Annotated in this window: 22 protein-coding genes and 1 pseudogene; 11 read left to right on the plus strand and 12 right to left on the minus strand. The window is 33.3% G+C overall.

What is annotated here, in order from left to right; all coding sequences use genetic code 11:
* Nucleotides 1-532: 532 nt before the first annotated feature.
* Nucleotides 533-1,875, minus strand: a protein-coding gene (locus tag LW139_RS14345) for an IS3 family transposase (RefSeq protein WP_432652189.1) whose coding sequence is annotated in 2 segments (ribosomal slippage) — nucleotides 533-1,425 and nucleotides 1,425-1,875 — 1,344 coding nt in all. Because the reading frame shifts where the segments join, the coding sequence is not laid out codon by codon here.
* A 268-nt stretch (nucleotides 1,876-2,143) separates the two neighbouring features.
* On the opposite strand from LW139_RS14345, the gene LW139_RS14350 reads away from it, so the two are divergent.
* Nucleotides 2,144-2,518, plus strand: coding sequence for a hypothetical protein (locus LW139_RS14350; protein WP_166540811.1), 375 nt, complete (start codon nucleotides 2,144-2,146; stop codon nucleotides 2,516-2,518).
* A gap of 80 nt (nucleotides 2,519-2,598) precedes the next feature.
* Here LW139_RS14350 and LW139_RS14355 read toward each other — a convergent pair whose 3' ends face one another.
* The 6 genes and pseudogenes from LW139_RS14355 to LW139_RS14375 form a co-directional block, all read right to left on the minus strand.
* On the minus strand, nucleotides 2,599-2,859 hold the full coding sequence (locus tag LW139_RS14355; protein ID WP_166540812.1) for a bacteriocin immunity protein: 261 nt from the start codon (nucleotides 2,857-2,859) through the stop codon (nucleotides 2,599-2,601).
* A 2-nt stretch (nucleotides 2,860-2,861) separates the two neighbouring features.
* Nucleotides 2,862-4,646 carry a colicin-like bacteriocin tRNase domain-containing protein gene (locus LW139_RS14360; protein ID WP_247850112.1) on the minus strand — a complete coding sequence of 595 codons (1,785 nt, stop codon included), beginning with the start codon at nucleotides 4,644-4,646 and terminating at the stop codon, nucleotides 2,862-2,864.
* Between the two features lie 189 nt (nucleotides 4,647-4,835).
* A complete protein-coding gene (locus LW139_RS14365) occupies nucleotides 4,836-5,438 on the minus strand; it encodes a hypothetical protein (protein ID WP_166540815.1) in 603 nt (200 codons plus the stop codon).
* Between the two features lie 497 nt (nucleotides 5,439-5,935).
* Nucleotides 5,936-6,022 (minus strand): annotated as a pseudogene (locus LW139_RS20760) (type I restriction-modification system subunit M N-terminal domain-containing protein); the annotation flags it as partial.
* Nucleotides 6,023-6,200: 178 nt separating this feature from the next.
* The gene (locus tag LW139_RS14370) at nucleotides 6,201-6,770 is read right to left on the minus strand and encodes a hypothetical protein (protein ID WP_166540816.1); all 570 of its coding nucleotides are present in this window, start codon (nucleotides 6,768-6,770) and stop codon (nucleotides 6,201-6,203) included.
* Nucleotides 6,771-7,358: 588 nt separating this feature from the next.
* Nucleotides 7,359-8,789, minus strand: a complete 1,431-nt coding sequence (locus LW139_RS14375) for a DNA translocase FtsK (protein ID WP_247850113.1) — start codon at nucleotides 8,787-8,789, stop codon at nucleotides 7,359-7,361.
* 140 nt (nucleotides 8,790-8,929) lie between these two features.
* On the opposite strand from LW139_RS14375, the gene LW139_RS14380 reads away from it, so the two are divergent.
* A complete protein-coding gene (locus LW139_RS14380) occupies nucleotides 8,930-9,082 on the plus strand; it encodes a hypothetical protein (RefSeq protein ID WP_227335810.1) in 153 nt (50 codons plus the stop codon).
* Between the two features lie 186 nt (nucleotides 9,083-9,268).
* Here LW139_RS14380 and LW139_RS14385 read toward each other — a convergent pair whose 3' ends face one another.
* The 3 genes from LW139_RS14385 to LW139_RS14395 all read right to left on the minus strand — a co-directional run bounded on the left by LW139_RS14385 (nucleotide 9,269) and on the right by LW139_RS14395 (nucleotide 12,072).
* Nucleotides 9,269-9,736, minus strand: a complete 468-nt coding sequence (locus LW139_RS14385) for a hypothetical protein (protein ID WP_247850114.1) — start codon at nucleotides 9,734-9,736, stop codon at nucleotides 9,269-9,271.
* A gap of 644 nt (nucleotides 9,737-10,380) precedes the next feature.
* Nucleotides 10,381-11,169 carry a MipA/OmpV family protein gene (locus tag LW139_RS14390; RefSeq protein ID WP_227335812.1) on the minus strand — a complete coding sequence of 263 codons (789 nt, stop codon included), beginning with the start codon at nucleotides 11,167-11,169 and terminating at the stop codon, nucleotides 10,381-10,383.
* Nucleotides 11,170-11,193: 24 nt separating this feature from the next.
* Complete coding sequence (locus tag LW139_RS14395) at nucleotides 11,194-12,072, minus strand: HARLDQ motif MBL-fold protein (RefSeq protein WP_432652190.1); 879 nt, start codon at nucleotides 12,070-12,072, stop codon at nucleotides 11,194-11,196.
* A gap of 79 nt (nucleotides 12,073-12,151) precedes the next feature.
* Between LW139_RS14395 and LW139_RS14400 the strand changes: the two genes are divergently transcribed.
* Complete coding sequence (locus LW139_RS14400; RefSeq protein WP_247850115.1) at nucleotides 12,152-13,066, plus strand: LysR family transcriptional regulator; 915 nt, start codon at nucleotides 12,152-12,154, stop codon at nucleotides 13,064-13,066.
* 149 nt (nucleotides 13,067-13,215) lie between these two features.
* Here LW139_RS14400 and LW139_RS14405 read toward each other — a convergent pair whose 3' ends face one another.
* A complete protein-coding gene (locus LW139_RS14405) occupies nucleotides 13,216-13,803 on the minus strand; it encodes a phosphoglycerate mutase family protein (protein ID WP_227335813.1) in 588 nt (195 codons plus the stop codon).
* Nucleotides 13,804-14,250: 447 nt separating this feature from the next.
* Here LW139_RS14405 and LW139_RS14410 point away from each other — a divergent pair, with 447 nt between their 5' ends.
* The 8 genes from LW139_RS14410 to LW139_RS14445 all read left to right on the plus strand — a co-directional run bounded on the left by LW139_RS14410 (nucleotide 14,251) and on the right by LW139_RS14445 (nucleotide 24,665).
* Nucleotides 14,251-15,801 carry a methyl-accepting chemotaxis protein gene (locus LW139_RS14410; RefSeq protein ID WP_166540824.1) on the plus strand — a complete coding sequence of 517 codons (1,551 nt, stop codon included), beginning with the start codon at nucleotides 14,251-14,253 and terminating at the stop codon, nucleotides 15,799-15,801.
* A 1,945-nt stretch (nucleotides 15,802-17,746) separates the two neighbouring features.
* A complete protein-coding gene (locus LW139_RS14415) occupies nucleotides 17,747-19,273 on the plus strand; it encodes an L-lactate permease (protein WP_109407390.1) in 1,527 nt (508 codons plus the stop codon).
* Between the two features lie 120 nt (nucleotides 19,274-19,393).
* Entirely contained in the window at nucleotides 19,394-20,113 is a 720-nt protein-coding gene (locus LW139_RS14420; RefSeq protein WP_099659343.1) for a (Fe-S)-binding protein, read from the plus strand.
* Between the two features lie 11 nt (nucleotides 20,114-20,124).
* Nucleotides 20,125-21,546 (plus strand): LutB/LldF family L-lactate oxidation iron-sulfur protein, encoded by a 1,422-nt coding sequence (locus LW139_RS14425; RefSeq protein WP_166540825.1) that lies wholly within the window; start codon nucleotides 20,125-20,127, stop codon nucleotides 21,544-21,546.
* Between the two features lies 1 nt (nucleotide 21,547).
* Nucleotides 21,548-22,252 carry a LutC/YkgG family protein gene (locus tag LW139_RS14430; protein ID WP_227335815.1) on the plus strand — a complete coding sequence of 235 codons (705 nt, stop codon included), beginning with the start codon at nucleotides 21,548-21,550 and terminating at the stop codon, nucleotides 22,250-22,252.
* Between the two features lie 480 nt (nucleotides 22,253-22,732).
* Complete coding sequence (locus LW139_RS14435; protein WP_247850116.1) at nucleotides 22,733-23,278, plus strand: hypothetical protein; 546 nt, start codon at nucleotides 22,733-22,735, stop codon at nucleotides 23,276-23,278.
* Nucleotides 23,279-23,532: 254 nt separating this feature from the next.
* Nucleotides 23,533-23,877: a DMT family protein gene (locus tag LW139_RS14440; protein WP_109407393.1), complete on the plus strand. Its 345-nt coding sequence runs from the start codon at nucleotides 23,533-23,535 to the stop codon at nucleotides 23,875-23,877.
* 404 nt (nucleotides 23,878-24,281) lie between these two features.
* The gene (locus LW139_RS14445; protein ID WP_109407394.1) at nucleotides 24,282-24,665 is read left to right on the plus strand and encodes a YkgJ family cysteine cluster protein; all 384 of its coding nucleotides are present in this window, start codon (nucleotides 24,282-24,284) and stop codon (nucleotides 24,663-24,665) included.
* Between the two features lie 481 nt (nucleotides 24,666-25,146).
* Here the strand turns inward: LW139_RS14445 and LW139_RS14450 are convergent, their stop codons facing one another.
* Nucleotides 25,147-25,734: a DUF1287 domain-containing protein gene (locus LW139_RS14450; RefSeq protein WP_247850117.1), complete on the minus strand. Its 588-nt coding sequence runs from the start codon at nucleotides 25,732-25,734 to the stop codon at nucleotides 25,147-25,149.
* Nucleotides 25,735-25,880 lie beyond the last annotated feature (146 nt).

A 25,880-nucleotide genomic window follows, 5' to 3' on the forward strand; every position in this document is an offset into this window, starting at 1 on the left:
ACAGGTTAAAATTCAGCCACACCTATTAGGTACAATCCGAGGAGGGGTACAGACTCGGGACACTGAAAAATGAGTGTCCTGTGCATTGTCCCATGATATGTACGTTAGGCAGGTATATTAACTATATAATATATATAATATTTTTATATTTATATATACTATATAGGACAGATGGGACAGCGGGACAAACACAAATAGATAAATGTATTTATAAAAATACTATACTCTCCCCCTCCTCGGTCTAACCCTCCTAGCAAAATACTTTGGTAGTAAGCTTGGTAGTAAAATTAAAAATAATAAATGCAAATAACATTATTTATCAAATGATTACATTACCAATTCCAATTCCTCCACCCCAAATTTGGTGGGTCAATGATAGGACAACGGTTTCAAAAACAAGAAGTTAGCGAAATCGATAGGACTACACACTGACAACAGTAGGACTATGAAGTGCACGCGAAATGCACGTGCATTTGAAAATAAAACCCTGAGGGTCATTCTGAACTGACCCCAGTTTATTGGACAGTTTAAATTAGTTAGGTAAAGACTGAGTTCGGTATTGAACTGGACTCAGTCCTTTTAATTTTATCTTGATCCGTTCCGTATTGTAATACTTGATATATTCATGAAGTTCTTCTTCTAGTTCATCCAAATCTCTAAATTGCTTTGTATAAAAACATTCTGTTTTTAATATGCCAAAAAAATTCTCTATTACTGCATTGTCTAAACAATTTCCTTTTCGTGACATACTTTGAGTAATGCCTTGTTTCTTAAGGCTATTGTGATAACGGCTCATTTGGTATTGCCATCCTTGATCTGAGTGCAGTATAAGCTCGCCTCCCTGAGTCAATTTTGAAAAGGCTTGGGTAAGCATCTGTTCAATCATGTTGTAATGAGGACGTCTAGCTATTTGATAGGAAACAATTTCTTGATTAAATAAGTCAAGAATAGGCGAAAGATAAAGCTTTTCACCTTTTACCTTAAATTCGGTGACATCGGTAACCCATTTTTCATTGGGCTTGCTGGCATGAAAATTTCTTTTGAGATGATTATCAGCAATTCGGCCTAATTGACCTTTATAAGAATGATATTTTTTAGGTCTTACAACTGATTTTAATCCTTGAGCCTGCATTAATCGTTGTACTTTTTTATGATTAATAACGGCTTCATTTCGCAGTACAGCAGTGATCCTTCGATAACCATATCGACCTTTATGTTGATGATAAATAGTCCTTATTTTATCTTTTAATAATTTATCTTTTGAGTTATTACTATTTTTTTGATGGTAATAAAACGTACTTTTTGATAAGGAAAGGGCACGTAATAAAACCAAAATAGGATAAATCATTTTTAGTTGATTAACGACCGCAACACGTTGTTTTACCGTCGTTTTGTTTCCTGCAATTCTTGTAACTTTTTTAAGCAAGCATTCTCAGCACGTAAATACTCGAGTTCCTTTAAAAGTTCTTTAACCGATTTATCTTTGTCATTTTTAGGTAATTCTGTTTTCTTTTTAGTCAATGTAGGTATTCCTTTTTTCTTGGGAGCTAATGCTTTAATACCATGAATATCCATAATATTTTTCCATTCCCATAGAGTTGTAAAGGTTGGAATATTAAAAAGAGCGGCGGCTTCTCTGATAGAGAGCGAATGTTTTGCCATGTGAGACAATATATGCATTTTTAGCTCAAGAGAATAGATTGCTTTGGATTTTCGAGGCTTAATCCCCTCAATACCATGCAATTGATAAGCGGAGCACCAGTGACGAGCCTGAGAAGTATCAATAGAAAAATGCTTAGCCGTTGATAGAAAACCATTGCCTTCGAGATAAAAATTAATCACATTTAGTTTAAAATCAAGAGAATATTTAGCCATAGAAAAACACCCCAAAGTTGGTGTCCAACTTTTGGGGTGCAGTTCATTCCTTGGGGTTTTCTATTTGTAACAAAGTGTAATAAATTATTTCTTTCAATCCCTACATTAAAAAAGAACTCTAGAACAATATTAATTCATTAATTTTGAAATAATATGCATGTCATCTAACTCCCTTACTCAACATACTGGAAGGCAGCCTCTTTTATTTATATCTCCCTCCGGCTCCTTATTGTAGGATAGATATAACCCACGATAAGGAATATTAAAAATGAGAATGACTGCACGTAAAAAAGAGATAATGGAATTATTTAAACCCGACAATCTTGAATGGGTAACGGGTGAAATTGGCGCACCACCTTTTGATGTTTCAGGTGTAGCTTATATGCTTAAGGGAATGGATTCTTTTAACAAGAAAAGCATTCTTGAATCTACTCGTAGAACATTAGATAGCATGGTTAAAGATGGCTTGTTAGAAAAGGTATCTAGCTATGAGAGGCGACAAAACAAACACCAAGGCTCAAGCAGTTCTCCTGGTGTTCGTTGCGTCGTCACTCGATATGGTTTATGTGGGAAATGTCGTCTTGTGAAATACGAAAATGACGGAGAGGATTTTATTAAAGGTGAGTGTGTTAAGATTGATTAAATAACCAATTCATCTAAGTCACTAATTAAAAAGATAAAAGCCACATTTAAGAGGCTTCTATCAATTAACAAGAGCAATAGTTAACCTTTTTTAAATCCTGGCTTACCATTCTGAGCTCTCCATTTTTTAACTGTGTTCAAAATCCCTGCTGGTGAATCATCTTCACCATCTTTAGGATAATAGATCAAACCGTTACCACGAGGATGCTCTGATAATTTAACAAAATGTCTAACCCATGATTTATGTTCTTCTTCATTAGAAGTTGTTACATTACAGATTCCCTGTAACAATTTCAAAAACTCAGCTTCAGTATAATCACTGATACTATTTTTCAGTTCCATGATTATTGTCCTCTATGAATGTCAATGTGTCGTTTAGGAGTAATAACATGGATATTATCCATATCATAAACTCCACCATCTTCAATAATAGGCTTAACATGATGAAGCTCAAATGTTTCCCTACCTCCAACTTGCTCTTCAGGGATCGGATAAGGTGCATTACCGTTTTTTATCAATGTTTGATTACTTTTACTAAATTGCTTTAACAATTCGGGATCTTTTGACACTTCTTCCCAGAATTGCTTCCGGAAGTCATCGAAGTTATTAAATTTCTTATCCCGCAGTTTATCCGCAATCCGGTCAGGGATTGGCACACCGGATTCTTTGCTTGCATCATGAAGCCATTTATCACCTACTTTTTGCCCTTTACCCGTAGCCTTTCCTGGTTGATAGCGTTTATTTTCTTTTTTAACCTTATCTTCAGCAGATTTTTTCTTTTCTTCTGCTTTTTTGCGATTTTCCACCGCAATCAATAGTAATGTTTCAGCTTCAGCTACCTGACTCTGAATATTAATAAGTTTATTACGAACAAACTCAACATCACTATGCAGAGCTGATACTCTTTGATTAAATTTATTTGCCTGATCTGTATCAGTAATTACTCCAAACCAATTATTTACCACCATGATATAAGCAGATAACGCTTCAACTCCCTGCTCACTTAATATCATTGTTAATTCATCGGGTGTTTCTATATAGGCTTTTTGATAATAATAAGGTGATTTTACTGGATCTAATAACGTTTGATATTCTTTAGTTTGCTTCGCTGAATATATAATTTTTTGATATTTTTCAACTAATTGCTTTTCTTTCTCCAGTTGATTATTTGCTTGTTCTAACTCGTATTTAGCAACTTCAAGTGGATACAAAGAACTCCATTCAGCTAGAGTGGTCTCAATTACATTCTTATTTTCTTTGGGATTTTGCGAAATAGACACATAAACAGGATCATGAGAATCATCAAAATAGACTACAGCATGGTGTGTTTCCACTCCTTTAATTGCTGAAGCAATAGGCAATACATAATCGACTTTCGGTTTTGTATTTGCTTTTGTATTTTTTGTATTATCAGATTTAGTCTGATTAACTTGAATTTGTACCGGTTTCATTCCCGGTATAATTTGTGCTGTATAAACATCACGTTGTTTAGTTTTTTGAGCTTGAACAACAGAAACCATAGTTGAAATTGTCTGTTGTGTAATAGCTACTTCCCGTTTCTTAGTATCTAAGCTAACAACAGGCTCTGCCAGCACGCTAACAGGAACAACTTTGCTCTTTGAAATCTGATTGGCAGGAAGAGTGGTAACAGCGCTACTCGGCAAACTAACAATTTGATATGGCTTCGTTTTATCAAGAAAATTAGCACCTCTATATTGATCTAGCAAAGCCTGTTCTCTAGCTTCTGACATAATTGTTTGGCTAGGATATAAAGCTCCGACTAAAACACCAGCGGTCAACCCACCAGCATAAGGCAATGCTTTACTTAAAACATTAACTCCCTGAACCAAGGCTGCATCGATGGCTCCCCAATTAATTGTGAAACCCAAAACTCCATTAATTGGATATGCTGTCATTGGAATGGCGGCATAAGACATCACAGCCATTGCTTCAGGTGTTTCTTTTAGATCAATGTCAGACCATGACGAGTGATTCCCACCGCTATTTCGATCTTCATTGTCATTATCTGTGTAATTTGAATTATCATCTTCGTCATAATCATAGTAATCATGACTATTGACGCCATCGGTTATTTCAATCCGAATATCTCTATCTTCATTATCGCTCATATAAATTCCTTTTTATATTTAACAGCACACGATCACTGTATACAAATACAGTATAATCAATGGTAGTCGTAAAACAATCGTCTTATTTCGGCTGTATTAGGAATGATTATCATTAGTATTTAATTCTTCCTTGAATTAAATGCATTTGATTAATTATCAATTTCTGGTGTCTTATTGGTGTTCTGATTATTAAAGTAATACATCATTTTCACCTAACCCGAATTGCGCTTTCATCTCCTCTTCTTTTTGTCTACGCTCCTCTTCCACTTTCTGCGCCTCTTCCATCTCACGCATTCTCACGTTATAGATTGATTGCTCTGGCATCTGTACACGTACAGAAATAAAACGACCATCAGGGATATCAATTGGGTCGCCATCGTTGAAGCCGTCAATATCATTACGGGCAAACTCAGGCGCGTTAGGATGAGTGCGGTGATACGTTTTAACAAGAATAGAGCCGTCTTTGTTAACTTTGGAGTCTACCCAAATAAGGGGTTGTTTATTTACATCAAGTGGAATTTCAATACCACCATCAACACCGCCCCATTCTGCGTCTGAGTTAAAACCCAATACACCTTCGATAAGATATTCACCCTGCCCTAATCGAGTAACCGTAGCGCCTTCTGATTCGTCGTTAGTAGTGAATGTGCCATCAGGGTTGATGTCAATGATTGGAGAGGCTTTTTTGATGAAGCCGTTGCTATCTATGGTTGTATTTCTTGTTCCCCATAGAACATTACGGCGTTGATTCCCAGTATTTAAACACTCAGCAATTACAGCGCCATCTCCCATAATAAAAAGTTTAAATGATATGCTATTGTCATATTTAATTGAAAGACCAGAGCCATACCCACCGAAATAATTACTACCAACAGCGGCCTCCTGAGAAAAGAAATTAGTTCCTTTCGAGTTATCTTTTACATCATTATCAGTAAAATAAGGCGCATTCGCACCTATCCCATAATCCCCCCCCTATTCCTCGGACGCTGTTAGTATTCTTTCCGCAGCACCAATATTTCTCTTTATACAAAATAACCTTAGCTTGTAGCTTTGCATTATTTTGTGGGTACCAAGCTAACTTTTTATTTAAAACACCAGTAATGAACTGATCTACTGAAACCGAGAATTGAGGCAGATAGTAATTATTATTTTCGTCTTGTAGCATACCGAACATTGGTAAATCGTTGGATATACAAATATCACGAAAATAAAATTCTTTACCTTTTCTCAATTTGTGTAACCAAAGAACTCTATTAATGCCTGACGCTATGTACTTAGCCTGTCGTTCTTTGAATACTGCCACGCAGTTGATTAGCGATATCCCAAAGGGTTTCTTCAAAGCCTTTCGTCGGTTTTTTCGCGGGTGATTTAGCCATGTAGATAGATTCTCTTTTCTTATCAGTTATTATCGGCAAGCGCAGAGTTAGTGTCAGTTATTTTTACGCTAACTGCCGATAATGTATACAAAATAAGTTTAGGTAAGATTATCGTATAAAAATCAGGTGGGTTTGAGCGGCTAAAGCTAACATTATATCAACCTATATAGCCCAATACTTATTGCTTAAAGTTAGGAGGAGAAAACTGATAATCAACAATGTATGCACCAATAGGTCCTGTTTTTGTTGTAACCCACACTGTTCCCGTATTTTCCTTTGTTTGCGATTTTGGATCGCTAATGCACCATAAACCCCATTCTCCTGTATAGATTTCTTTTATCCGTATACCATATTCACATTGAGGGGATTTAAGGCGCGGAGGCCCTGGCGATACGATGTCATATTCTGTTTGGTATTGAATTGTTTGGTCTAATGATAAATAAACAAGCACATTGAAAGTTGGAATAATAAACATAAGCCCAAGAAAGGCGCCCCAATAATAATCAATGATTACATACTTTGATGGGCGAAAGAAGGGCTGCCATATTCCTCCAATAATCCCTGTAAAAATGGCAAAAACAATAATAATCGTCCATTTAGGAAACCATTCAAATAATACAATGTTATCGCCTAAATAAAACGACAAAAATAGATAAACTAACCAAGAGCCGTAAAGGATAATAAAAATGTAAGTAGGCAATGATTTTTTCTTACTACCTTTACTGTATGATTTGAATTGATATTCCATAGAAACCTTAATTATTTCCCTAAATTAATTATTTATAGTTCAGATTGGCTACCTATTTACTAACCATAACCTTCCGTGAAAATAATGAGAACCATTATTTTAAACTCTAAAGTGACATCAATTTGCTGATTGATTACATAAATAATACTGGTAAGTATGATTTTTCAATGTCAAATAAAGTAAAAAGTGTGTGACTGAACGCTAAAAACTATAATAAATCAGATGAAGAAACTCTACATCTACTTGTTCGGGAACTACAGTATTTTGGTAGTAGAACATTAGCGAATACGATCCGTCGTAACGGTATTAAATACGCCGAAATTGTAGACGATGTGGCCAAACAGCTTAAGATTAAATGTCCAAAATCCACCACAGTTGAAGAAAAAGAAGTACTGATTATTGACTGAATAGCCACTGTCTCATTAGTCCACAGCGCAACTAACAGTAAGTATTGCTTCAATCAGAATTCATTAACATATGAACTAAACCGAACTGCATTAATGGATAGATTTGGTGGCGATTTAAATCGCCACTGGAACATGGTTATATATTTATATCTACGCTACAAATCGTTAATAACCCCTAAAATTATATTAAAATAGTTCGAGTTCCATTATGATCAGGAATACTTATTAATCCTTGCATTTCTAGCTGCTCTACAATCATTGCACTTCTGTTATATCCAATTCTAAATTTTCTTTGAATACCTGATATAGAAACTCTATTTTTTTCTGCGATAAACTCAACAACTTCATAAAATAAAATATCTAACTCATCAAAATCGCTATTTTTTAATAAATAATCAGTTTTAGAGCTTAAATTAATATATTCAGCCCTTTCCCATTTTAAAGTATGACCTATTGCTTGCCATATATCTTCATCAGTAACAAATGCACCTTGAATACGCTCTAACCTTTCAAGATAAGGTGATAAATAAAGCATATCGCCATTTCCAAATAATTCTTCTGCACCATTTTGATTTAAAATAGAACGTGATTCCTTTTTAGAAGGCATAGTAAGAGAGATACGAGTCGGTATATTAACTTTCAGTTGATTATCTATGCTCGATGATAATAGATTTCTTGTAGATAAAATAAGGTGTATTCCAACTATATTTGCTGATTGACTTAAGGTAATTAACTTACGACCAATTTCATTATTATAAGATATAAATTGAATATAATCGTCCATAACAACCATTATAGGAGTCATAACTTTCAGAAAAGGCATTGAAACATCATTAATATTAGCGGGCTTCCAAAAAGGATCTGGAATTGATCTATTGAATTTTTCTGCTTGGATAATTTTTTCATTATAATTATCAATACTTTTAACACCTAAAGCACTAAACAATTTATAGCGTTTATTCATTTCAGCTATAATCCAATCTAATGCTCTGATAACTTCAGACATATCATCAACTATTGGAAACATTAAATGAGGAAGATTAAAATAAGGAGTCAGCTCTATTCCACTTGTATCAAATATAATCAGTCTAATCTCTTTAGGAGATAGACGATATATTATACTCATAATAATAGAATGAATTAATGTTGATTTTCCTGAACCAATAGAACCTGAAATTAATAAATGTGGGCATGGGATCAAATCAATACCGATAGGCTCCCCTATAATATTTTCACCCAACATAATCGATAATGGAGAAATATTTTTCTGTTTTAACCATTGATTAAAACATGATGAAAAAGGAATTAATCGACGATATTTATTCGTTATCAGTAATCCGATATAGGGTGTTCCTGGTAAAAAATCAATTACTTTAATATTAATAACATTAAGGGCTCGACATAACTCAGTTATCAATGATTTAACATGCATTCCTCGTATTTTAGCATCAACTTTTAATCTAAAAAGAGTAAATGATGACCCCATGAAATAATCAACCACTGACACATTTACTTTATAAATAAGTAGGCATGATTCGATAGAATGAGACATCTCATCTAATTCCTGACGTGTCCAGCAAGATCCTATTTCTTGTTTTATTAATTGATACATTGCATTATCCAAAAGTATAAATACCATGTAAAACATAAAGTTAAATAAATTAAAAACAACTATTTTTAATCTTATAAAAAGTCTACCATTTATTAACAACAAATGCTTACTTACATTTAAAATAAAAAGTAACTGTTATTATGAAAGAACAAATAAATCATATTGATTATCAATTTACATCAATAACTTCCGATTATGAAGAGAGAAATTTATTTGAAATTCAAGGTGATATTTATAACTATAAAGAATTTGATGAAGACACTATTATCGGGAAATTAATATTATATTCTTAATCCAGAGGAATTAGGAATTTATGCTGGTGATTTATTAGATCTATATAACAATAAATCTGTGTTTATTGGCAATTTTCACAATAAAAATAGTCACACATTAAAAATAAAGAGATTATTGAAGATGGAATTAGACACTTTGGCAAGAATATAAGTCTCCTTAAAGTATCATTACATGTAAAACCATAATTAAGAATTGAATGGTGTGAACTGATAATCAACAATATATGAACCAATAGGACCCGTCATTGTTGTGACCCATAGTGTTCCTATGTTTTTCTGAGTTTTCGATTTTGGATCACTAATACAAAATAATGCCCCTCGTTCAGTATAGATTTCTTTTATCCATATACCGTGTTCACATCGACCAAATCTGTTGGTTATAGGGCCTGGTGATGTAATTTTATATTCTGTCTGATAGCGAATTGTATTCACTGATAATAAATACGTCAGCACATCAAATGCAGGTACTATTAATACAAAACCAGCAAACCCAGTCGAGAGGAAATTTTTAAATGCATGTTTTATTGGGCGACGAAAAATACTCCAAATCCCCCCAATCATTCCTAAAAAAACAGCAAAAGTAATAGAAATAGTCCATTTGGGAAACCATTCAAACATCACGACTCTACGGTGTAAACTTATTGACCAACCCATGTAAGCTATCCAGAGAACAAAAGGAATAAAGATAAGGTAAATAGGCAGTGATTTTTTCTTGCTATTCTTACTATATGATTTGAATTGATAGTCCATATAAACCTTATACCAGTTAAAAAATTTTTCGCAGAACATTTATCTATTAGTTTTATATTAAAACTAATTTAGTGCTTAAAAAGCCGTATGCTATACATACTTACTTTCTAATAAATATTAGTTTATAACAATCAATCCTTTATTTCAGTCTATATTTTTTCTCTCGATATTGTATATAGTTTTCATGTTATAAATTATTTTTAATAAAATATTATTAAAAATGATTAAACAACATTAAAGCAATACTATTTATAAATAGAAAAAAGATGCTGTAAATCAGCATCTTTTATTATTAAAAACATTTACTTAATAAGTATGTGAATAGTTTTTATATCTATATCCTTGAGATTTCATACACTCAGCTATTAGTTCTGGCTTTTCATTTATATTTACTTTAGCGATACCAATATCATATTTACACTTCGCTAATATATCTTGAGAGTTTTCATAGCTTACTCCTTCTTTATACCAACCTGGGCCAACAACACACCCACTCAATATAAACATGGATATAAATAAAAAACATTTAGTATTTATTTTCATGATCTTTAAAAAATATATGATAGGCCAATTATATTTACTAATCCGTATTTCTGTTTTGTGATCGGGCTGTCTGCCATATCACCAAACAAGTAATAACCACCCGATTTTAGATTAACAAAAAAACCTTCACTTATTTTATAATTTATTCCAATTAAAATACCGGCATCTTTAATTCCAGAATTTGGTGTATAAATAGAATAATCAGTATTAAGTGCCTGTTTTTCTGTGACACCAAAATAAGCCTGACTATAGTTTTTGTTTACATATCTTGTGGATATATTCGAATCAATAGACCAATTTTTATTTATATCGAAATGCGAATTAATACCAAACTCGAACCGAGTGGCATTATCAATATTTTTACCACCATAATCTCTATGACCAATAGCAGTCAGCGAATTTATATAAAAAGAATGGCCAATAATATTATAACTTAGTTCAACACCTGCACCAGCGGCTCCTTTTAGATCTCCCATTCCTTTTAAATCTTTATTTTTACTACCAGAAAAGCCTATTTCTTCTTTACGACCCTGCATATACGTTCCAAGCAGAGCAATATGAATATTATCAAAAATATTAAATTGCCATTTTGCTCCACTGGTGCCCAGACTAAATAAACCAAAACTATTTGTTTCTGTTGTATATTGCAGCATAGCATCTGGAATTAAAATATACTTATCCGATCCTTCGTATGGCGAAGACATGCCAATGCCTGCGCCTATTTTTAATTCATCTGCATAAGAATTTGAGCAAACAAAAGCACCAAAAATGGGGAGTAAATATTTTAATGACATATATATTCCATTCTTTATTAAAAGTTATTTTTTTAATTGGTTTATTAAGGATGTTCTTGATTTTTCAACATATGGTTTAAGGCCATTAGCATCATAAAATGCCTTTTCATTTCCATTATTTAAATCTTTAATTTTGTCTAATAAATTGAATCGATCTCCTTTACTCGCAATAAATATATCCACCTTTTGATTATTTAATACTTGATAACTGTAATGAAGATCATTAACTATCTCTGGATAATTAAGGTTATTAACCAAATAATATCCTGGTGTCGCTAAACTATCCGCATAAATAAGTATGTCATTGTTATTTAACTTTACTTTCCATGACGTACTACCTGGTAAATGCCCTGGCGTTAGTAAAGCTGTAAACATCACACCAGAAAGCTCAAATGATTCATTATCGTTTAATATAAGATCTACTTTCACTGGCGGAAACAATAATGCATCACCTAAAGCAAAATCATTCGCTCCACCTAACGCTAGTTGTTCTGCATTTATTTTATTTGAGATAACCTGTGCACCACTTATTTCTTTTAATTTTGTTATTCCACCAGCTTGATCTAATCTCGCATGGCTATTCAGAATATATTTAACATCCTTAATATTAAATCCTAATTTTTCAATATTACTTTGGATTAGTTCTGCACTTTCATTTAAGCCTGCATCAATAAGAACATGGCCTTTATCTGTAGTGATCAGTATAGAAGTTAAATTCTCTGTTCCTACATACCAAACTTGAGGTGCTATTTTAAAAGACGTTATAGGTTTGGCCCATTGTGTAAATACACTTTTCGGCGGTACTGTTGATAACGGTTGTTCTGGGTGCAATGATGCATAAACCGTAGTTGGCATAGCCAATCCTTGCATACAAAGCAATGCAATTAATGTTAACTTTTTCATATATACCATTATTTGTTTGTCGTTAAGCTGAGATAATAGTATAAGTAAATTGAATTCTGCTCATTTATAAAGAGACAAAATGAATCTTGCTCAATTTGATTTTAATCTTCTCAAAGTGCTCTATGCCTTGCTTTTGACTGGAAGTACTAAAGAAGCAGCTCATAAACTGGGTATTTCACCTTCTGCGGTAAGTCATGCACTAAGTAGACTACGCTTAACACTGGGCGATCCTTTATTTAAACGAGAAAATAATATTCAAGTCCCAACACCATTTGCTTTAACACTAAAAGCAAAATTAGTTCCTCTTTTTATTTCTTTAAATGATGATCTATTTACCGATACTTTTGATGGTTCAAGAAGTTTTAAAGTGGTTTGTCCCCCTGCGTTAATGAACATTATTACCCCAACACTCTCTGAACTCTCTTTTGAGTTGAACTTCTATGCGGAATGTATTCCATACCAACGTCGCTCTTGGCGAGAAGAAGTACTTGATGGCACTGTAGACTTAGTCTTTGCTGTTGGTGGAGATCAAAACCCAGTATCGTCTTTAAAATTTGAAACTATAGGTAAAAGTAGGCTCGTTATTATTTATGGAGAGCCATTAAGATCATCTTTAAAAAATATTGACGATTTTAGTCTTGAACAATTGGTTTCTTATAAACATGTTTATTGTTTACCTTGGTCTCAAGATGATAATGAACTTGATAGGCAATTACGTAGAAGAGGACTATTTAGAACGATCGGATTTAAATGTCCTGAATATGCACAAGTTATACCCGCTATTAATAGCAGCCCATATATAGCTGTTGTGCCTGAACCATGGCTAGAATATCAATCACTCAAACATACCGTTTATAAAATTAAGCTCGTTGATAGCCTTGCTGTAGGGCATTTATTTATGATGAATAGAAAATCAATGTTGCCGTGGAAGAAAAAAATTGTATCGTCACTTAAAGCGAAAGTTGCGGTGTACTATAAACCGACTGATCAATAACAATATGTAGAGATTTTACAAAAAAAAATTCACATACTAGGCAAAAGATAAAAGTCGTTATTTAACGACCTTTATTAACTATAACTACCCATCCTCATTTAATTACTCCTTATCACAATTAATACTATTTGTGTTTATACATAATAAATTTAATAGGCCTTACCACAATCGTCCGACACATCATTTAACCCTTGTTGTCTTTGTTCAAAGATGATACTTTTTTTATCACCTTCTCGGATTATTTTTAAGATATAAATACTATCAAAATCACTACTCTTCCATTTAGGGATTAATTTAGGATCTCCCCCTTCTTTCTTTATGATATCTCGTGCCACTTTGACTAAATTATCATGCTCCCATGCAATAAAAATAACTGAGTTTTCATATTGCTGGCTTAACAGGTCTTCACGTAACTCTTTTATCTCTTTAGCATGATAATGAAGATGGATAGGTAATGACATTTTAATAGCAATAGGAGAGATAGTTTGAAGTGAACGTAATGAATTACCTAACTTACTTTGTTTAGGCGCCGCCGCGAATAATGCGTCAGGTTTGCCAAATTGATTGATAAGTACATCAGGTAAAGCGAGGGCTCTATTTAATCCTTTACAGGTCAGTTGCCCACTTTCATTATCAGGTTTTTCACCATGTCTTATAAAAACGAGTGTTTGATCTGAATACGCCATATGACTAAACCCTAAAATAAATACGCTCAAAAATATAAATACACTGCGCATACAGCGTTACCTTTAAGTCAGTTAAGTATAAGAAGTATGGAGAGTTATATATTTAACACTAGCCATACACTTACCTGTGCGGCTCACTCAGTTTATCATAGCCGAAAATTTTTCAGAGACGATATCTTCTTAATCTTCAAGATCAAATTAACATACATAAAAACAAGGCAAACAATTGTTAACAAAAAATAAAGAATATCTTGAGCTCTTATTAATTAACTCTCAATTTTATAAAATTGAATGAAAATTAAATACTAAGCACATTTAGATAAAAAAAGGGAGGAAATCTCTTTTTCACACTAAAAATAGTGTGTTAAAAATCAATGCAAGTCTTTTTATCTGCCTTTATTTCGTTTAATGACTAAAGTTCTGTCACTGCTTACCGATACTGTCTTTTCTTCAATAAGTTACTAATACTTATTAATTATTATTTATCCAGGGTTAAGCATGTTCTTTAAAAACGTTAAAATTCGTACCAAGTTAACTATCGCATTTACAACATTGGTAATGTTAATTATGTTAGGTTCTAGTTTTGCATTAATAGGATTGAATAGTGCAAATCAAGATATTCATGATGTCGTTGACGATATCTATCCAGCCACAGTAAAAGCCAATTTGCTAATTAATAATTTCAATGAATTTATTATCTTTCAGCAACTCACCATGCTAGATGAGCAAGGAAGTTTAGCCTCTGAACAAGAGAGTAAAAAAGCTGAGATCACCGCCAAAGTTGCTCAATTACTAAAAGAGTTAGAAGAAACGGCTCACGATGATGAGTCAAAAAAAATACTCGCTGAAGTTTATGAGATCCGTCAGAAATATATCACCTCTCAAAATTTTGTAGTAAAAGCATTTAACGAAAATAATCGGCACGCCGCTGTTAATGAATTAATCACCAAAACAGCAGGTATTCAACTTATGTATCGCGATAAACTTTTGGAATTTATTGCGTTACAAAATCAAAAAATGAATGCGGCAGGTGAAGCTGTTGAACGCGATTTTATTGAGAAGAGAGTATTTTTAGTATTATTAACACTTATTAGCATTATTTTGGGTAGTGTTTTAGGGTGGTTTATTACGAAAGGCATTACTCGCCCGTTAGATGAAGCTGTGAACTTTGCTAAAGCGATTGCTAATGGTGATTTAACACAAGAAGTAAACACTAATTATCATGATGAAGCAGGAATGTTATTGCAAGCGCTTGCTGAAATGAAAAAACATCTATTAGATGTTGTGCAAAATGTACAAAACGGTGCTGAAAACATTTCATCTGCCGCTGAGCAGATCACAGCAGGTAGCCAAAATTTAGCAGCAAGAACAGAAGAACAGGCAACTTCCGTAGAAGAAACGGCAAGCTCAATGGAGCAAATGACGTCAACGGTTAAAAATACTGCAGAGCATACTCTTGATGCGATTAATGTTGCTGAAAAAACAGAAATTGCCGTCCATCATAATGGTGAAATGATGCTTCAGTTAACGGAAAAAATGAGAGCAATCAATAATTCATCATCTCAAATGACAGACATTATTAACTTGATTGATTCCATTGCTTTCCAAACAAATATTCTTGCACTTAATGCTGCGGTTGAAGCGGCAAGAGCTGGCGAACATGGTAAAGGTTTTGCCGTTGTCGCAAGTGAAGTCAGATTACTAGCACAAAAAAGTGCTGATTCAGCAAATGATATACGTACACTGATTGAAAATTCATCAACCCAAACACAAGAAGGGATGGATTTAGTGGAACAAGCCGAATTACAGATCCAAAAAATGATCACAGATGTTGAAGAAATCAGTGCATTATTACGAGAAATTGGACAAGCAAGTAATGAGCAAAGTGATGGTATTTCACAAATCAACAATGCCGTAAGCCAGCTTGATTCAACAACGCAACAAAATACAGGATTAGTGGAAGAGTCGGTTGCTGCCGCGGGTTCACTCAATGAACAGGCGCTCAATCTTAACAAATTAGTGAACTACTTCCAGATCACTCGCGCCTAATTCACGTTTATATTAACTTCATATAAAGGTCACTTAACGTCATATTTAAGTGGCCTTTATATCAACGCTCCTCTCAAGCAACCGTACAAAAATAATAAATTATTACTACAAGGCATACTTATTAGACACAACTGCCATGTAAAAATAGCCATTACACAGCTTCGATCCATCTTTAATTCCAATTTACAGTAACTAAAAAAGGAACCTAGCTCACACTTTGGTTCTTTTTTTATTTGTCATTTTATCAACGATGAAATACAGACAATTTTCCTAATATCAGACAGGTTGTTGTTAACTCTCCCATTCTTTTAGAAAAAAAATACGGTCTCAAATGTTAAATCCTAAAACATCACTAACATAATCGCTGATTTTTGTTATCAAAATAGGGCTATTTGATGATGGGTAGAATCTTTTCATCATTAATATTCCCACAATTAATTACCCACAATAATGCCATTAGTTGTGAAACAAATACTGATAACGAAAAAGGAAAAAAAGGAGCTATGGTTACTTTCCATCAAAAGAAAATACCTCATTAGAGGTTATTACGTAGTTAACGCTACAATGATTATCTGTACACTCATTTTCGGTCATCTTTTTTCATCTTAATTATTTGTATGACAATTACCAAGGTGAAATTTATATCTCTTCAAAAAATGAGCCCAATAACTTCAAAAACATTTCATTTTTTCCCTTTTCTTTAAAAATCCATTAAAACTCTCTAAAATGGTAAACAAACTGGTTTAATAAGGCATTCCCTATTATTAAAAATAAATATATTGTCTATTTTTTTGTGATAAAAAAATAAAAAATATAGCTATACCTTTTTTTCTATATGATCAAGATCACTCTATCTATACTATTATGTGAGTGAATTTAAAAAGAATCATTCTCATTTATTAATTATTCTTCTCATCAAGTATTTGTTATCTCTATGATTTGTATTACAAATAAAAATCTCATAAAACTGAACAATCATGCGACTTAAGCATCAAAAAGAAGTTAATCATTGATTATAAATTACATTAAAAATTATTTAAACAGTTAATGCAAAAATATAAAATAAGTATAATTAAAAATAAAATAATAAATTAAAAAAATAATTAAAATAAAAGCAAATAATATAAATAACTTTTAATTTAAAAATTAAACAATATAAAATAATAAAAATACAAATAAAAAACACTAAAAATTAAAAACAAAACAAATAATAAAAATAGAGTCATTGATAAAATAAAAATAAAAAACAATTAATATTTAACTTCAAACCATCACTAATAAAAAAAAATAAAATAAAAACAAAAAAACAATATTAAATTTATTACAAATGAAATTTAAACACTTTTAAAATAATTAAACAAAGAAAATTTAAAAAACAAAAAATAAATGAAATATAAATAAAAGATAATTTTTATTTTATTTACTAATAAAGTAAACACAATTAAAATACATTAATTTATTTTAATATTCAGCGTGGTTATTATAGTTGTTTTTATCATAAAAAATGACATTTGCTGTCTACTTTCACTGTTCTGTTACATGACTGGAACCATCAATATCGTTCTTTTTTTCATCAAAAACCAATTTGATAACAACATTAATAACTCAATTACATTGATGAACATCAAAAAACTCGACAATTAACAAGCAAATAATGAGAAAAAAGGAATTTTTTTATATTTGTCACACAATTGATTTTATTCTATTACATCTCAATAAATATTCCCTACAATAGCCAACTAATCTAACCTGACAATTTCCTAAGTAATGATACCTTTCATTGTTTAGGTTAGTAACTATCTTTTTTTATTTATGATTTATCGTTTCAGCAAAGTAGAGCATTAATAAAACCTAGTACCCTACACAATTATATAATGACCAACTTATAGGTTTGCCAACGCAGTTATAAACGATAAAAATTGCAAACTTAAGGATAAAAATAATCATGTCAGACTATCTCTCATTCTTATTAGGTATAGTACCTTTAGCGGTTTTGATTTTTATGATCTTAAAAATGAAATCAGCCGTTCATCATGCCGTACTAGTTTCTTTAGTGATAACTGTTGCACTTGCTATTTTCCATTGGAACAACACCATTCAATTTGCCTCTGTTTCTGTGCTTTATGGCGCAATAAAAGGATTGTGGCCAATCATTATCGTGATCCTTGCTGCTATTTATAGTTATAACCTAATGTTAAAAACAGGGGGGATGGAAGTACTTAAAGATGTGCTTGCAGGAATAAGTGATGATAAACGAGTGCAAGTTTTGCTTATCTCATGGTGCTTTGGGGGATTTCTTGAAGCGGTTGCGGGGTATGGTACTGCAGTTGCCATTCCTATCGGTATTTTAATTGCACTTGGGTTTGATCCTTTTAAAGCCGCTGTTGCCTCTTTAGTTGCCAATACCGTTCCTACTGCTTTTGGTGCAGTGGGTATCCCAGTTTCTATTTTGGCGCAAAACACTGGGCTTGATGTATTAGTGTTGAGTAAAACCATCATTATTCAGTTGGGATTATTCAATATCCTTTTACCTTTTGTCATCGTAGCCATTGCGGGTGGTGGCATTAAAGCAATTAAAGGTGTCGGATTTATTACCTTAATGTGTGGTATCAGTACACTAATCCCTCAATATATCGTTGCAGCCAATTTAGGTGCTGAATTACCGGCGTTTGCAGGTAGCTTAGTCAGCTTAATTGTCGTTATTTTCCTTGCTAAACGCATGAAAAACAGTGGTGACAAACAAAAAAATGTCAAAAAGCACACTGGAAAAGAGTTGTTAGTAGCAAGTTCTATTTATCTGTTTACCTTTATCTTTATTTTAGCATGTTCACCTTTATTTCCTGCGATACAAAGTATGGCGGGGGCTATTTCCACAAAGATCCCGTTTGTATTAAGTGAAACACAAACTGAATATCAAACCATTGCTTGGTTAAGCACACCAGGTGTGTTGATTATTTTAGCTAGCTTTGTAGGGGGAACCATTCAAGGTGCTAGCGTTTCAACACTTATCTCTGTGCTTGTTAAAACAACTATCCAACTGAAAAACTCGATTATTGCTATCACTGCAATTGTGGCAATGGCAACAGTCATGGATTTCAGTGGCATGATTGGCAGTATTGCTGAAACCTTGGTCGATTTTACAGGTGCAGGATTTATCTTTATTGCCCCAGTGATCGGTGCATTGGGAACATTTGTAACTGGCAGTGACACTAACTCCAACGTGCTATTTGGTAAATTACAAACCAGTGCTGCAGCTAAACTTAATATTGACCCATTCATTCTGGCTGCCGCCAATACCTCTGGCGCAACGGGCGGTAAGATGATCTCACCTCAAAGTATCGCCATCGCTGTTTCAGCGACAAAAATGGATGGCCAAAGCAGTGCCATTATGCGTGAAACCTTAAAATATTGTATCGCCTATATCGTTATTCTTGGGGCTAAGATCGGCATTATTTATCACTTAATGAACTAATTAATAAGGAAAAGGGAATGAGCTTATTCCATTCCCTTCTCCTCTTATAACGAAGCAATAAAAAGAATTTTATCTTTAGTAAAAATGACAACATCTGAGCGATGTTTTGGAGTTCGATTAATGAAAGTTAATTTTTATGCGACCTGTCTTGGTGATGTGCTGAAAGCAGATTCAGCCAGAGACACCGTCTTGTTACTTGAGAAATTAGGTTGCGAAGTACTATTTCAAGAGCGCCAAGGTTGCTGTGGTCAACCCGCACTTAATAGCGGTTATGTCAATAACGCAAAGCCTGCCATGAAATCGTTAATTGAAACATTAGAAGTAAATGACTACCCGATTATTTCCCCCGCTGGCTCCTGTACTTATGCCATAAAAGGCTACCCAACTTATCTTGCTGATGAACCACAATGGGCATTACGAGCACAAGGTGTTGCCGATCGTCTTATTGATTTAACCAGTTTTATTGTTAATACCTTGGGTGTTGTCGATGTTGGTGCCCGTCTTCCGGGTAAAGCGGTTTATCATCCATCATGCAGTTTAACCCGAAAACTGGGTGTTGTTAGTGAGCCTTTAACACTATTAAAACACGTTGAGGGTCTTGAAATGTTACCTTTTGCTAATTCAGAAACCTGTTGCGGTTTTGGTGGAACATTCTCTGTAAAAATGTCTGAAATTTCAGGCGAAATGGTAACCGAAAAAGTAAAACATATTATGGATGTTAGTCCTGATTATGTCATTGGTGCAGATACGAGTTGCTTAATTAACATACAAGGCCGTCTAAGCCGTGAAAAACGCCCTGTAAAAGTGTTGCACATTGCACAAGTTTTAATGAGCCAATAAGGGAGCCTGCTATGTCTATCAAAACCAGTGATATCGATTTCAGACCTCGCCTAGAACATGAAATGAAAGACACAATCATGCGTAATGCGGTCGTTATGGCACAAGAGCGCATTGGGGCTAACCGTCAAATCATGGTCAAAGAGCTGGGGGATTGGGAAGAATGGCGAGATCGCGCTGAACAAATCCGTAACCATGTTCTTGAAAATTTAGATGCTTATCTCTATCAATTATCTGAAAAAGTAACAGAAAACGGAGGTCATGTTTATTTTGCTAAAACAGCAGAAGATGCCTCTCGTTACATTTGTGACGTTGCCAAAAAGAAAAACGCGAAGAAGATCGTAAAATCTAAATCAATGGTCACCGAAGAAATTGGGATGAATAAAGCCTTACAAAATGAAGGCATTGAGATCATCGAAACTGACCTTGGCGAGTATATTCTTCAATTAGATAACGATCCACCGTCTCACATCGTCGTTCCAGCAATCCACAAAGATCGTTATCAAATTCGCAAAGTCTTAAATGAAAAACTCAATTATGAAGGCAGTGAAACGCCTGAAGATATGACACTTTTCATTAGACAACGTATAAGACAAGATTTCCTCTCTGCTGATATTGGCGTTACTGGTTGTAACTTTGCGGTAGCTGAAACAGGCACAGTCTGTTTAGTCACCAACGAAGGTAATGCCAGAATGACCACCACGTTACCTAAAACCCATATTGCTGTTATGGGTATGGAGCGTGTGGCACCGACATTTGAAGAAGTTGATCCATTAATTACGATGTTATGCCGTAGCGCAGTTGGTTCTCGTTTAACCAGTTATAACACTTGGGTGACTGGTCCTCGTGAAGCCGGCAATGTTGATGGTCCTGAAGAATTCCATTTAGTAATTGTGGATAATGGCCGTTCTGAAATTTTAGGCTCACAATTTAAAGATATTTTACGCTGTATCCGTTGTGGTGCTTGCCTTAATACGTGCCCTGCTTATCGTAATATTGGTGGCCATGCTTATGGTTCAATTTATCCAGGTCCAATTGGTGCGGTCATTTCTCCACTACTAGGGGGTTATAAAGATTTCCACGATCTCCCTTACGCTTGTTCATTATGTAATGCATGTAATGTGGTTTGCCCAGTCAAAATTCCTTTAGCTCAGTTAATTTTAAAACATCGTCGAGTGATGGCTGAAACCGGTTTAACACCGAAAGCAGAACGCCGAGTCACAGGTATGTTTAACTACCTCAATTCACACCCCGCACTTTGGAAAGTGGGAATGAATGTTGGTGCGAAAATGGCGGGATTAATGATCAAAAATGGTTCTACACCAATCAAAATCAGTGTTCTTAATGATTGGATGGAGTCACGAGATCTCCCTAAACCGGATGGCTATAGCTTCCGTAGTTGGTTTAAACGCCATAAAGCAGAAGGAAAAAAATAATATGTTAAACGAACAAAACCGTAATGAATTTTTGCAAACTATTGCTGAAAAATTAGGGCGTCCAATTGCGCATAAACCGCAACCACAACCAACTCCAGTGAATAATTTAGCTAAAACACGTTTAGCTAATCTGAGTCAAGATGAATTGTGCAAAGAATTTACCGATTTTGCACAAACCCAAATGGTGAAATGTGTTGTTAGTAAACCAGAAGAGCTCATTAATAGCTTAATTGATCTCTGTGAAAGCTATGATTGTAAAGGCTCAGTGGTAATAAGTGGTGATGATCGCCTAAATGCACTAGGTGTAACAAAAGCTATCAGTGAAAAATACGAAACCTATATTTGGAACCCAGAACTTGGTCATGAAAATATTATTCATGCGGAACGCTCTCAAATTGGAATTGTATTTGCAGAAGCGGGTCTGACTGAATCTGGAGGGATTGTCTTATTTTCTTCACCAGAAAAAGGACGTGCTGTTAGTTTATTACCTGAAACATCAATTGTTATTCTACGTAAAAGTGATATTTTGCCTCGAGTAGCTCAAATTGCTGAACGTTTACATAAAATGGCACAAGAAGGCGTAAGAATGCCGTCTTGTATCAATTTAATTGGTGGTGCAAGTTCTACAGCAGACATTGAATTGATTAAAGTATGGGGGGTTCATGGCCCTGTTCATGCGGCTTATTTGATCATAGAAGATTGTTAATTCAATATAAATCAACAATAAAAAGTACGATAACTAAATAACTTAAAGTCATGGTCAAAGGATTGACCAACATAAAAAGGTATATAACACCTTAGAATTACTGATAAAGTTCCCATTTTCAGATGGGAACTTTGATCTACACAATCAATGTGAATAATTTTTCTCAATTTTTTCAGCTCAATACATCACCTTCAACAACCCAATTTTCAAAGAATTTTCAATATTATTGACTGATAAGTTAATATCATATTAATACAAGTGTTACATCCTCCCTTTAATACTGATAAAAAATTCTTTCAAAAAAAGCTTATTATTTTAATATTTATACTATTAAAAAACATAAAATAATGTCTAGTTTGAAATCTGATATTAATAAAAACTACCTATTTATAATATTAATAATACTCTTGTTTTATTTATTCCATCATTAATAAAACATAAAGATATTTTAACTTTCAAAATATAAAAAGGTATTAAAAAATGAGAATATCACAAATAAATCAATCCCCTAGCATCAAAGACCCAGAAACGACAAAAACGACAAATATATTAATAAAAAACACTAATTTAAAAATGGGGAGTAATCAACAAAAAATAGAAACATTACGAGAGAAAATATTGTTAGATACCGAGCTAAGTAAAAAGTTAATCAGTGTCTTAGTTAATCATCTTATCGAAATTACAAACCAACAAATTAAGAACGAAAAAACAGAAGCTAATCTCTATTCAGAAAAACAAATCAAACTCTTAGGCACCAAAAAAAATAGTATTGATAATAACTTTAAGAAATTAGAAGAAAAACACCAAAAAGCATTTGAATTTACCACACAAAATACAGATGAAATCATACCTAAAATGAATAAAATTCATGACGAAACAATAAAATTAAAAGAAAAAATTATTGAAGAAGTTGATATTTATTTTAGCTCTGATGATAAAACTCTTCCAGATAGACTTGGGATTCAGAATTTATCAATGACCAAAATAAATAATTTATTAACAGCTACAAAAAATAAAGATAATTAATTTAAATAGTCGTTATCTTATTATTTCAATAAAGAAAGGTTAATAACCTTTCTTTATTTTAAATAGTATTTAATAATTTAAGTAATTACTCGACTATTTAATAGTTCAATGTTTTTTCTTTAAGATAAAATAATCTCAATGTAAATTACACCATTTTCCTTATCATACTGATAGAAAACCCGCTTTTTTTGCAGTAATCTCATGTCATTCTTATTGGCAAAATCGCCAGAAAATCATCCAATGGTATGAGCATAATGTTCTACAAATTTACACCTATCATTCTTCTGATAATTTCTAATATTTTTATGACGTTCGCTTGGTATGGTCATCTAAAATATGGCAATAAACCTCTGATCATCGTCATTCTTCTAAGCTGGTTGATCGCATTTGTTGAGTATTGTTTTGCTGTGCCTGCAAATAGAATTGGCCATAATTACTACAGCGCAGCAGAATTAAAGACCATACAAGAAGTGATCACATTAACGATTTTTGCTATTTTTTCTGTCACTTATTTAGGCGAAAATTTCACATTAAATCACTTTATTGGTTTTCTTTTAATTGGTGCAGGCGCCTTATTTATTTTTAAAGGCCCTTTTTAAGTCCCCTCTATAAATAAACAATATAGCTCATTTTTCAACCTTATTTGTCTATGCTTTTTTATGCCTTATCAAAAATGATAGGGCTTCTTTTTATTTAAAACCTCAATTTTTGATTATTTTTAATACTATCTGGGATGTGCTTTTTACAAGTGTTAAATAATAAAATCACTTATCATTAAGTCATATAGTCTACATAGCTATTTTTTACAAAATAATAGTCTATTTTGAAATAAATATATTCTGCATACAGAAACATTTCTCTTGAAAAATATTTTTCATTCGGCGCATAATGATTGCTCTAGGAGAAGCATCGTTTCTCTACCTTTATTTTTGCTTCTCTTAAACAACGGCACCTTTAAAACGTGCTTTTTGTCATTTTAACGTCAGATAAAATGGTATCTGGTATGAGCAAACATTCTAATGATTTTATTTATATGCAGGATAATCCCTGTATGCATTGTGGCGCTTGTTGTGCCTATTTTAGAGTTTCGTTCTATTGGGCTGAAATGGTGAGTGGAGGAGGAGTTGTTCCTGATGAGTTAACTGAGCCACTTACTCCTTTCCTCTCTTGTATGAAAGGCACAAATTCTAAAAAACCGCGCTGTGACAAACTTATTGGAGAAGTGGGTGAGTGTGTAAGTTGTTCTATTTACGAACAGCGCCCTTCCCCTTGTCGTGAGTTTCAACAATCTTGGGTAAATGGTGTTCCTAATGAAGCATGTGATCGTGCTAGAGCTGCTTATGGTCTACCACCATTAACACGCACTACGTTACCTCACTCTGCGTAAGACATCAGAGGGGTTAAGCCCCTCCTGATCATTTAACACTATCCAATCTATTTGTTTTTATAAAAAATAAAATTACATCATAAAAAATCATTATTAAATAATACGTTAGTTTGACTTTATTTTTAAATAACCTAATATATAAGGTAATGAATTAATAACGTGTCTTTTGTGAGGTTTTTTATTTAAAAATAGCAATAAATTTGGAGGGCATTATGATCAGTAGCTCTTTTTTTATCCTTTTCCTTTCTTTTATCTGTTCTACTGCTGTCGTTAGTATGTTACTCGGTGGCTTAGAGGAATAATTATGAATATTTCTGATGAAAATATTCTTTCCCAGAAATAATGCCCATACTTTACATAAAATTAGTATGGGCATTATTTTACTTATCGTTTAGTTTTTAGATTTATTTTGTTGTTATTACTTCTATTTTATTTTTTATAAAAATTAAAAGTTTCTATTTTCTCTAATACCTGTTTTTATTTAGTAAACAAAATGCCCCGTTATTTTCCATGAAAATAAAACATCTTCGGCAACTTGTCCAAAGCCAATATTATGCATGACAAGATAACGTTGATTGTCCCAACTCTTTTTATTTACCACGATACCAATATGAGGACGACCGTTGTCTAAACGCCAACTAACGATATCACCGGGTACATAATCTTCTGCATTTTTGGTAATAGGCTTTACTTTGCCTTTTCGTGAGAAAAAAACCTCCAAATTAGGCACTCTGCGATGATCTATATTTGTATCTGGCTTATTCAATCCCCACATCCGTTTACTCGGATAAGCTGAAAAATTTGCCTTAATATCTTCATGCAGTAATTTTTGTAGATCGATATCAATTCCACGATAACTACGAATAATAACGTCGCTACAAACCCCTTTATAAGCAGGAACATCACCATTTGGGTAATCTATTTTGCGATAATCAGAGTCATAGATTACGGCTCTTGGTAAATCGGCGGCATATTCCACCAGCTTTTTATTTTGCTCTGCCGTTATTGCTTTGGCACTTGAAAAAGGAATAATCAATAGAAGCAAAAAGCTGGGTACCGTTATTTTCATTATATAATCTCCATGAAAAGTTAAATCCATTATCTTTAAAGAAGGGATTGGGTGATCTGTTTATACTGATAAAACACAGTATAAAAATATAAGTGGAATCTTAATTCATTTTTAAATATAACATAAAAAAACCGAGCTACTTTTTA

Origin of the sequence: Proteus vulgaris (genome assembly GCF_023100685.1) — a bacterium.
GTDB lineage: Bacteria > Pseudomonadota > Gammaproteobacteria > Enterobacterales > Enterobacteriaceae > Proteus.

What these genes read in the sequence shown, in the direction of transcription:
- LW139_RS14355 (WP_166540812.1), bottom strand. Translation starts at nt 2,859, where the DNA reads ATGGAACTGAAAAATAGTATCAGTGATTATACTGAAGCTGAGTTTTTG.
- LW139_RS14360 (WP_247850112.1), bottom strand. Translation starts at nt 4,646, where the DNA reads ATGAGCGATAATGAAGATAGAGATATTCGGATTGAAATAACCGATGGC.
- LW139_RS14380 (WP_227335810.1), top strand. Translation starts at nt 8,930, where the DNA reads ATGAAAGAACAAATAAATCATATTGATTATCAATTTACATCAATAACT.
- LW139_RS14400 (WP_247850115.1), top strand. Translation starts at nt 12,152, where the DNA reads ATGAATCTTGCTCAATTTGATTTTAATCTTCTCAAAGTGCTCTATGCC.
- LW139_RS14350 (WP_166540811.1), top strand. Translation starts at nt 2,144, where the DNA reads ATGAGAATGACTGCACGTAAAAAAGAGATAATGGAATTATTTAAACCC.
- LW139_RS14445 (WP_109407394.1), top strand. Translation starts at nt 24,282, where the DNA reads ATGAGCAAACATTCTAATGATTTTATTTATATGCAGGATAATCCCTGT.
- LW139_RS14440 (WP_109407393.1), top strand. Translation starts at nt 23,533, where the DNA reads ATGTTCTACAAATTTACACCTATCATTCTTCTGATAATTTCTAATATT.
- LW139_RS14375 (WP_247850113.1), bottom strand. Translation starts at nt 8,789, where the DNA reads ATGTATCAATTAATAAAACAAGAAATAGGATCTTGCTGGACACGTCAG.
- LW139_RS14425 (WP_166540825.1), top strand. Translation starts at nt 20,125, where the DNA reads ATGTCTATCAAAACCAGTGATATCGATTTCAGACCTCGCCTAGAACAT.
- LW139_RS14435 (WP_247850116.1), top strand. Translation starts at nt 22,733, where the DNA reads ATGAGAATATCACAAATAAATCAATCCCCTAGCATCAAAGACCCAGAA.
- LW139_RS14430 (WP_227335815.1), top strand. Translation starts at nt 21,548, where the DNA reads ATGTTAAACGAACAAAACCGTAATGAATTTTTGCAAACTATTGCTGAA.
- LW139_RS14405 (WP_227335813.1), bottom strand. Translation starts at nt 13,803, where the DNA reads ATGCGCAGTGTATTTATATTTTTGAGCGTATTTATTTTAGGGTTTAGT.
- LW139_RS14385 (WP_247850114.1), bottom strand. Translation starts at nt 9,736, where the DNA reads ATGGGTTGGTCAATAAGTTTACACCGTAGAGTCGTGATGTTTGAATGG.
- LW139_RS14390 (WP_227335812.1), bottom strand. Translation starts at nt 11,169, where the DNA reads ATGTCATTAAAATATTTACTCCCCATTTTTGGTGCTTTTGTTTGCTCA.
- LW139_RS14415 (WP_109407390.1), top strand. Translation starts at nt 17,747, where the DNA reads ATGTCAGACTATCTCTCATTCTTATTAGGTATAGTACCTTTAGCGGTT.
- LW139_RS14370 (WP_166540816.1), bottom strand. Translation starts at nt 6,770, where the DNA reads ATGGAATATCAATTCAAATCATACAGTAAAGGTAGTAAGAAAAAATCA.
- LW139_RS14365 (WP_166540815.1), bottom strand. Translation starts at nt 5,438, where the DNA reads ATGGGAGATGGCGCTGTAATTGCTGAGTGTTTAAATACTGGGAATCAA.
- LW139_RS14395 (WP_432652190.1), bottom strand. Translation starts at nt 12,072, where the DNA reads ATGAAAAAGTTAACATTAATTGCATTGCTTTGTATGCAAGGATTGGCT.
- LW139_RS14420 (WP_099659343.1), top strand. Translation starts at nt 19,394, where the DNA reads ATGAAAGTTAATTTTTATGCGACCTGTCTTGGTGATGTGCTGAAAGCA.
- LW139_RS14450 (WP_247850117.1), bottom strand. Translation starts at nt 25,734, where the DNA reads ATGAAAATAACGGTACCCAGCTTTTTGCTTCTATTGATTATTCCTTTT.
- LW139_RS14410 (WP_166540824.1), top strand. Translation starts at nt 14,251, where the DNA reads ATGTTCTTTAAAAACGTTAAAATTCGTACCAAGTTAACTATCGCATTT.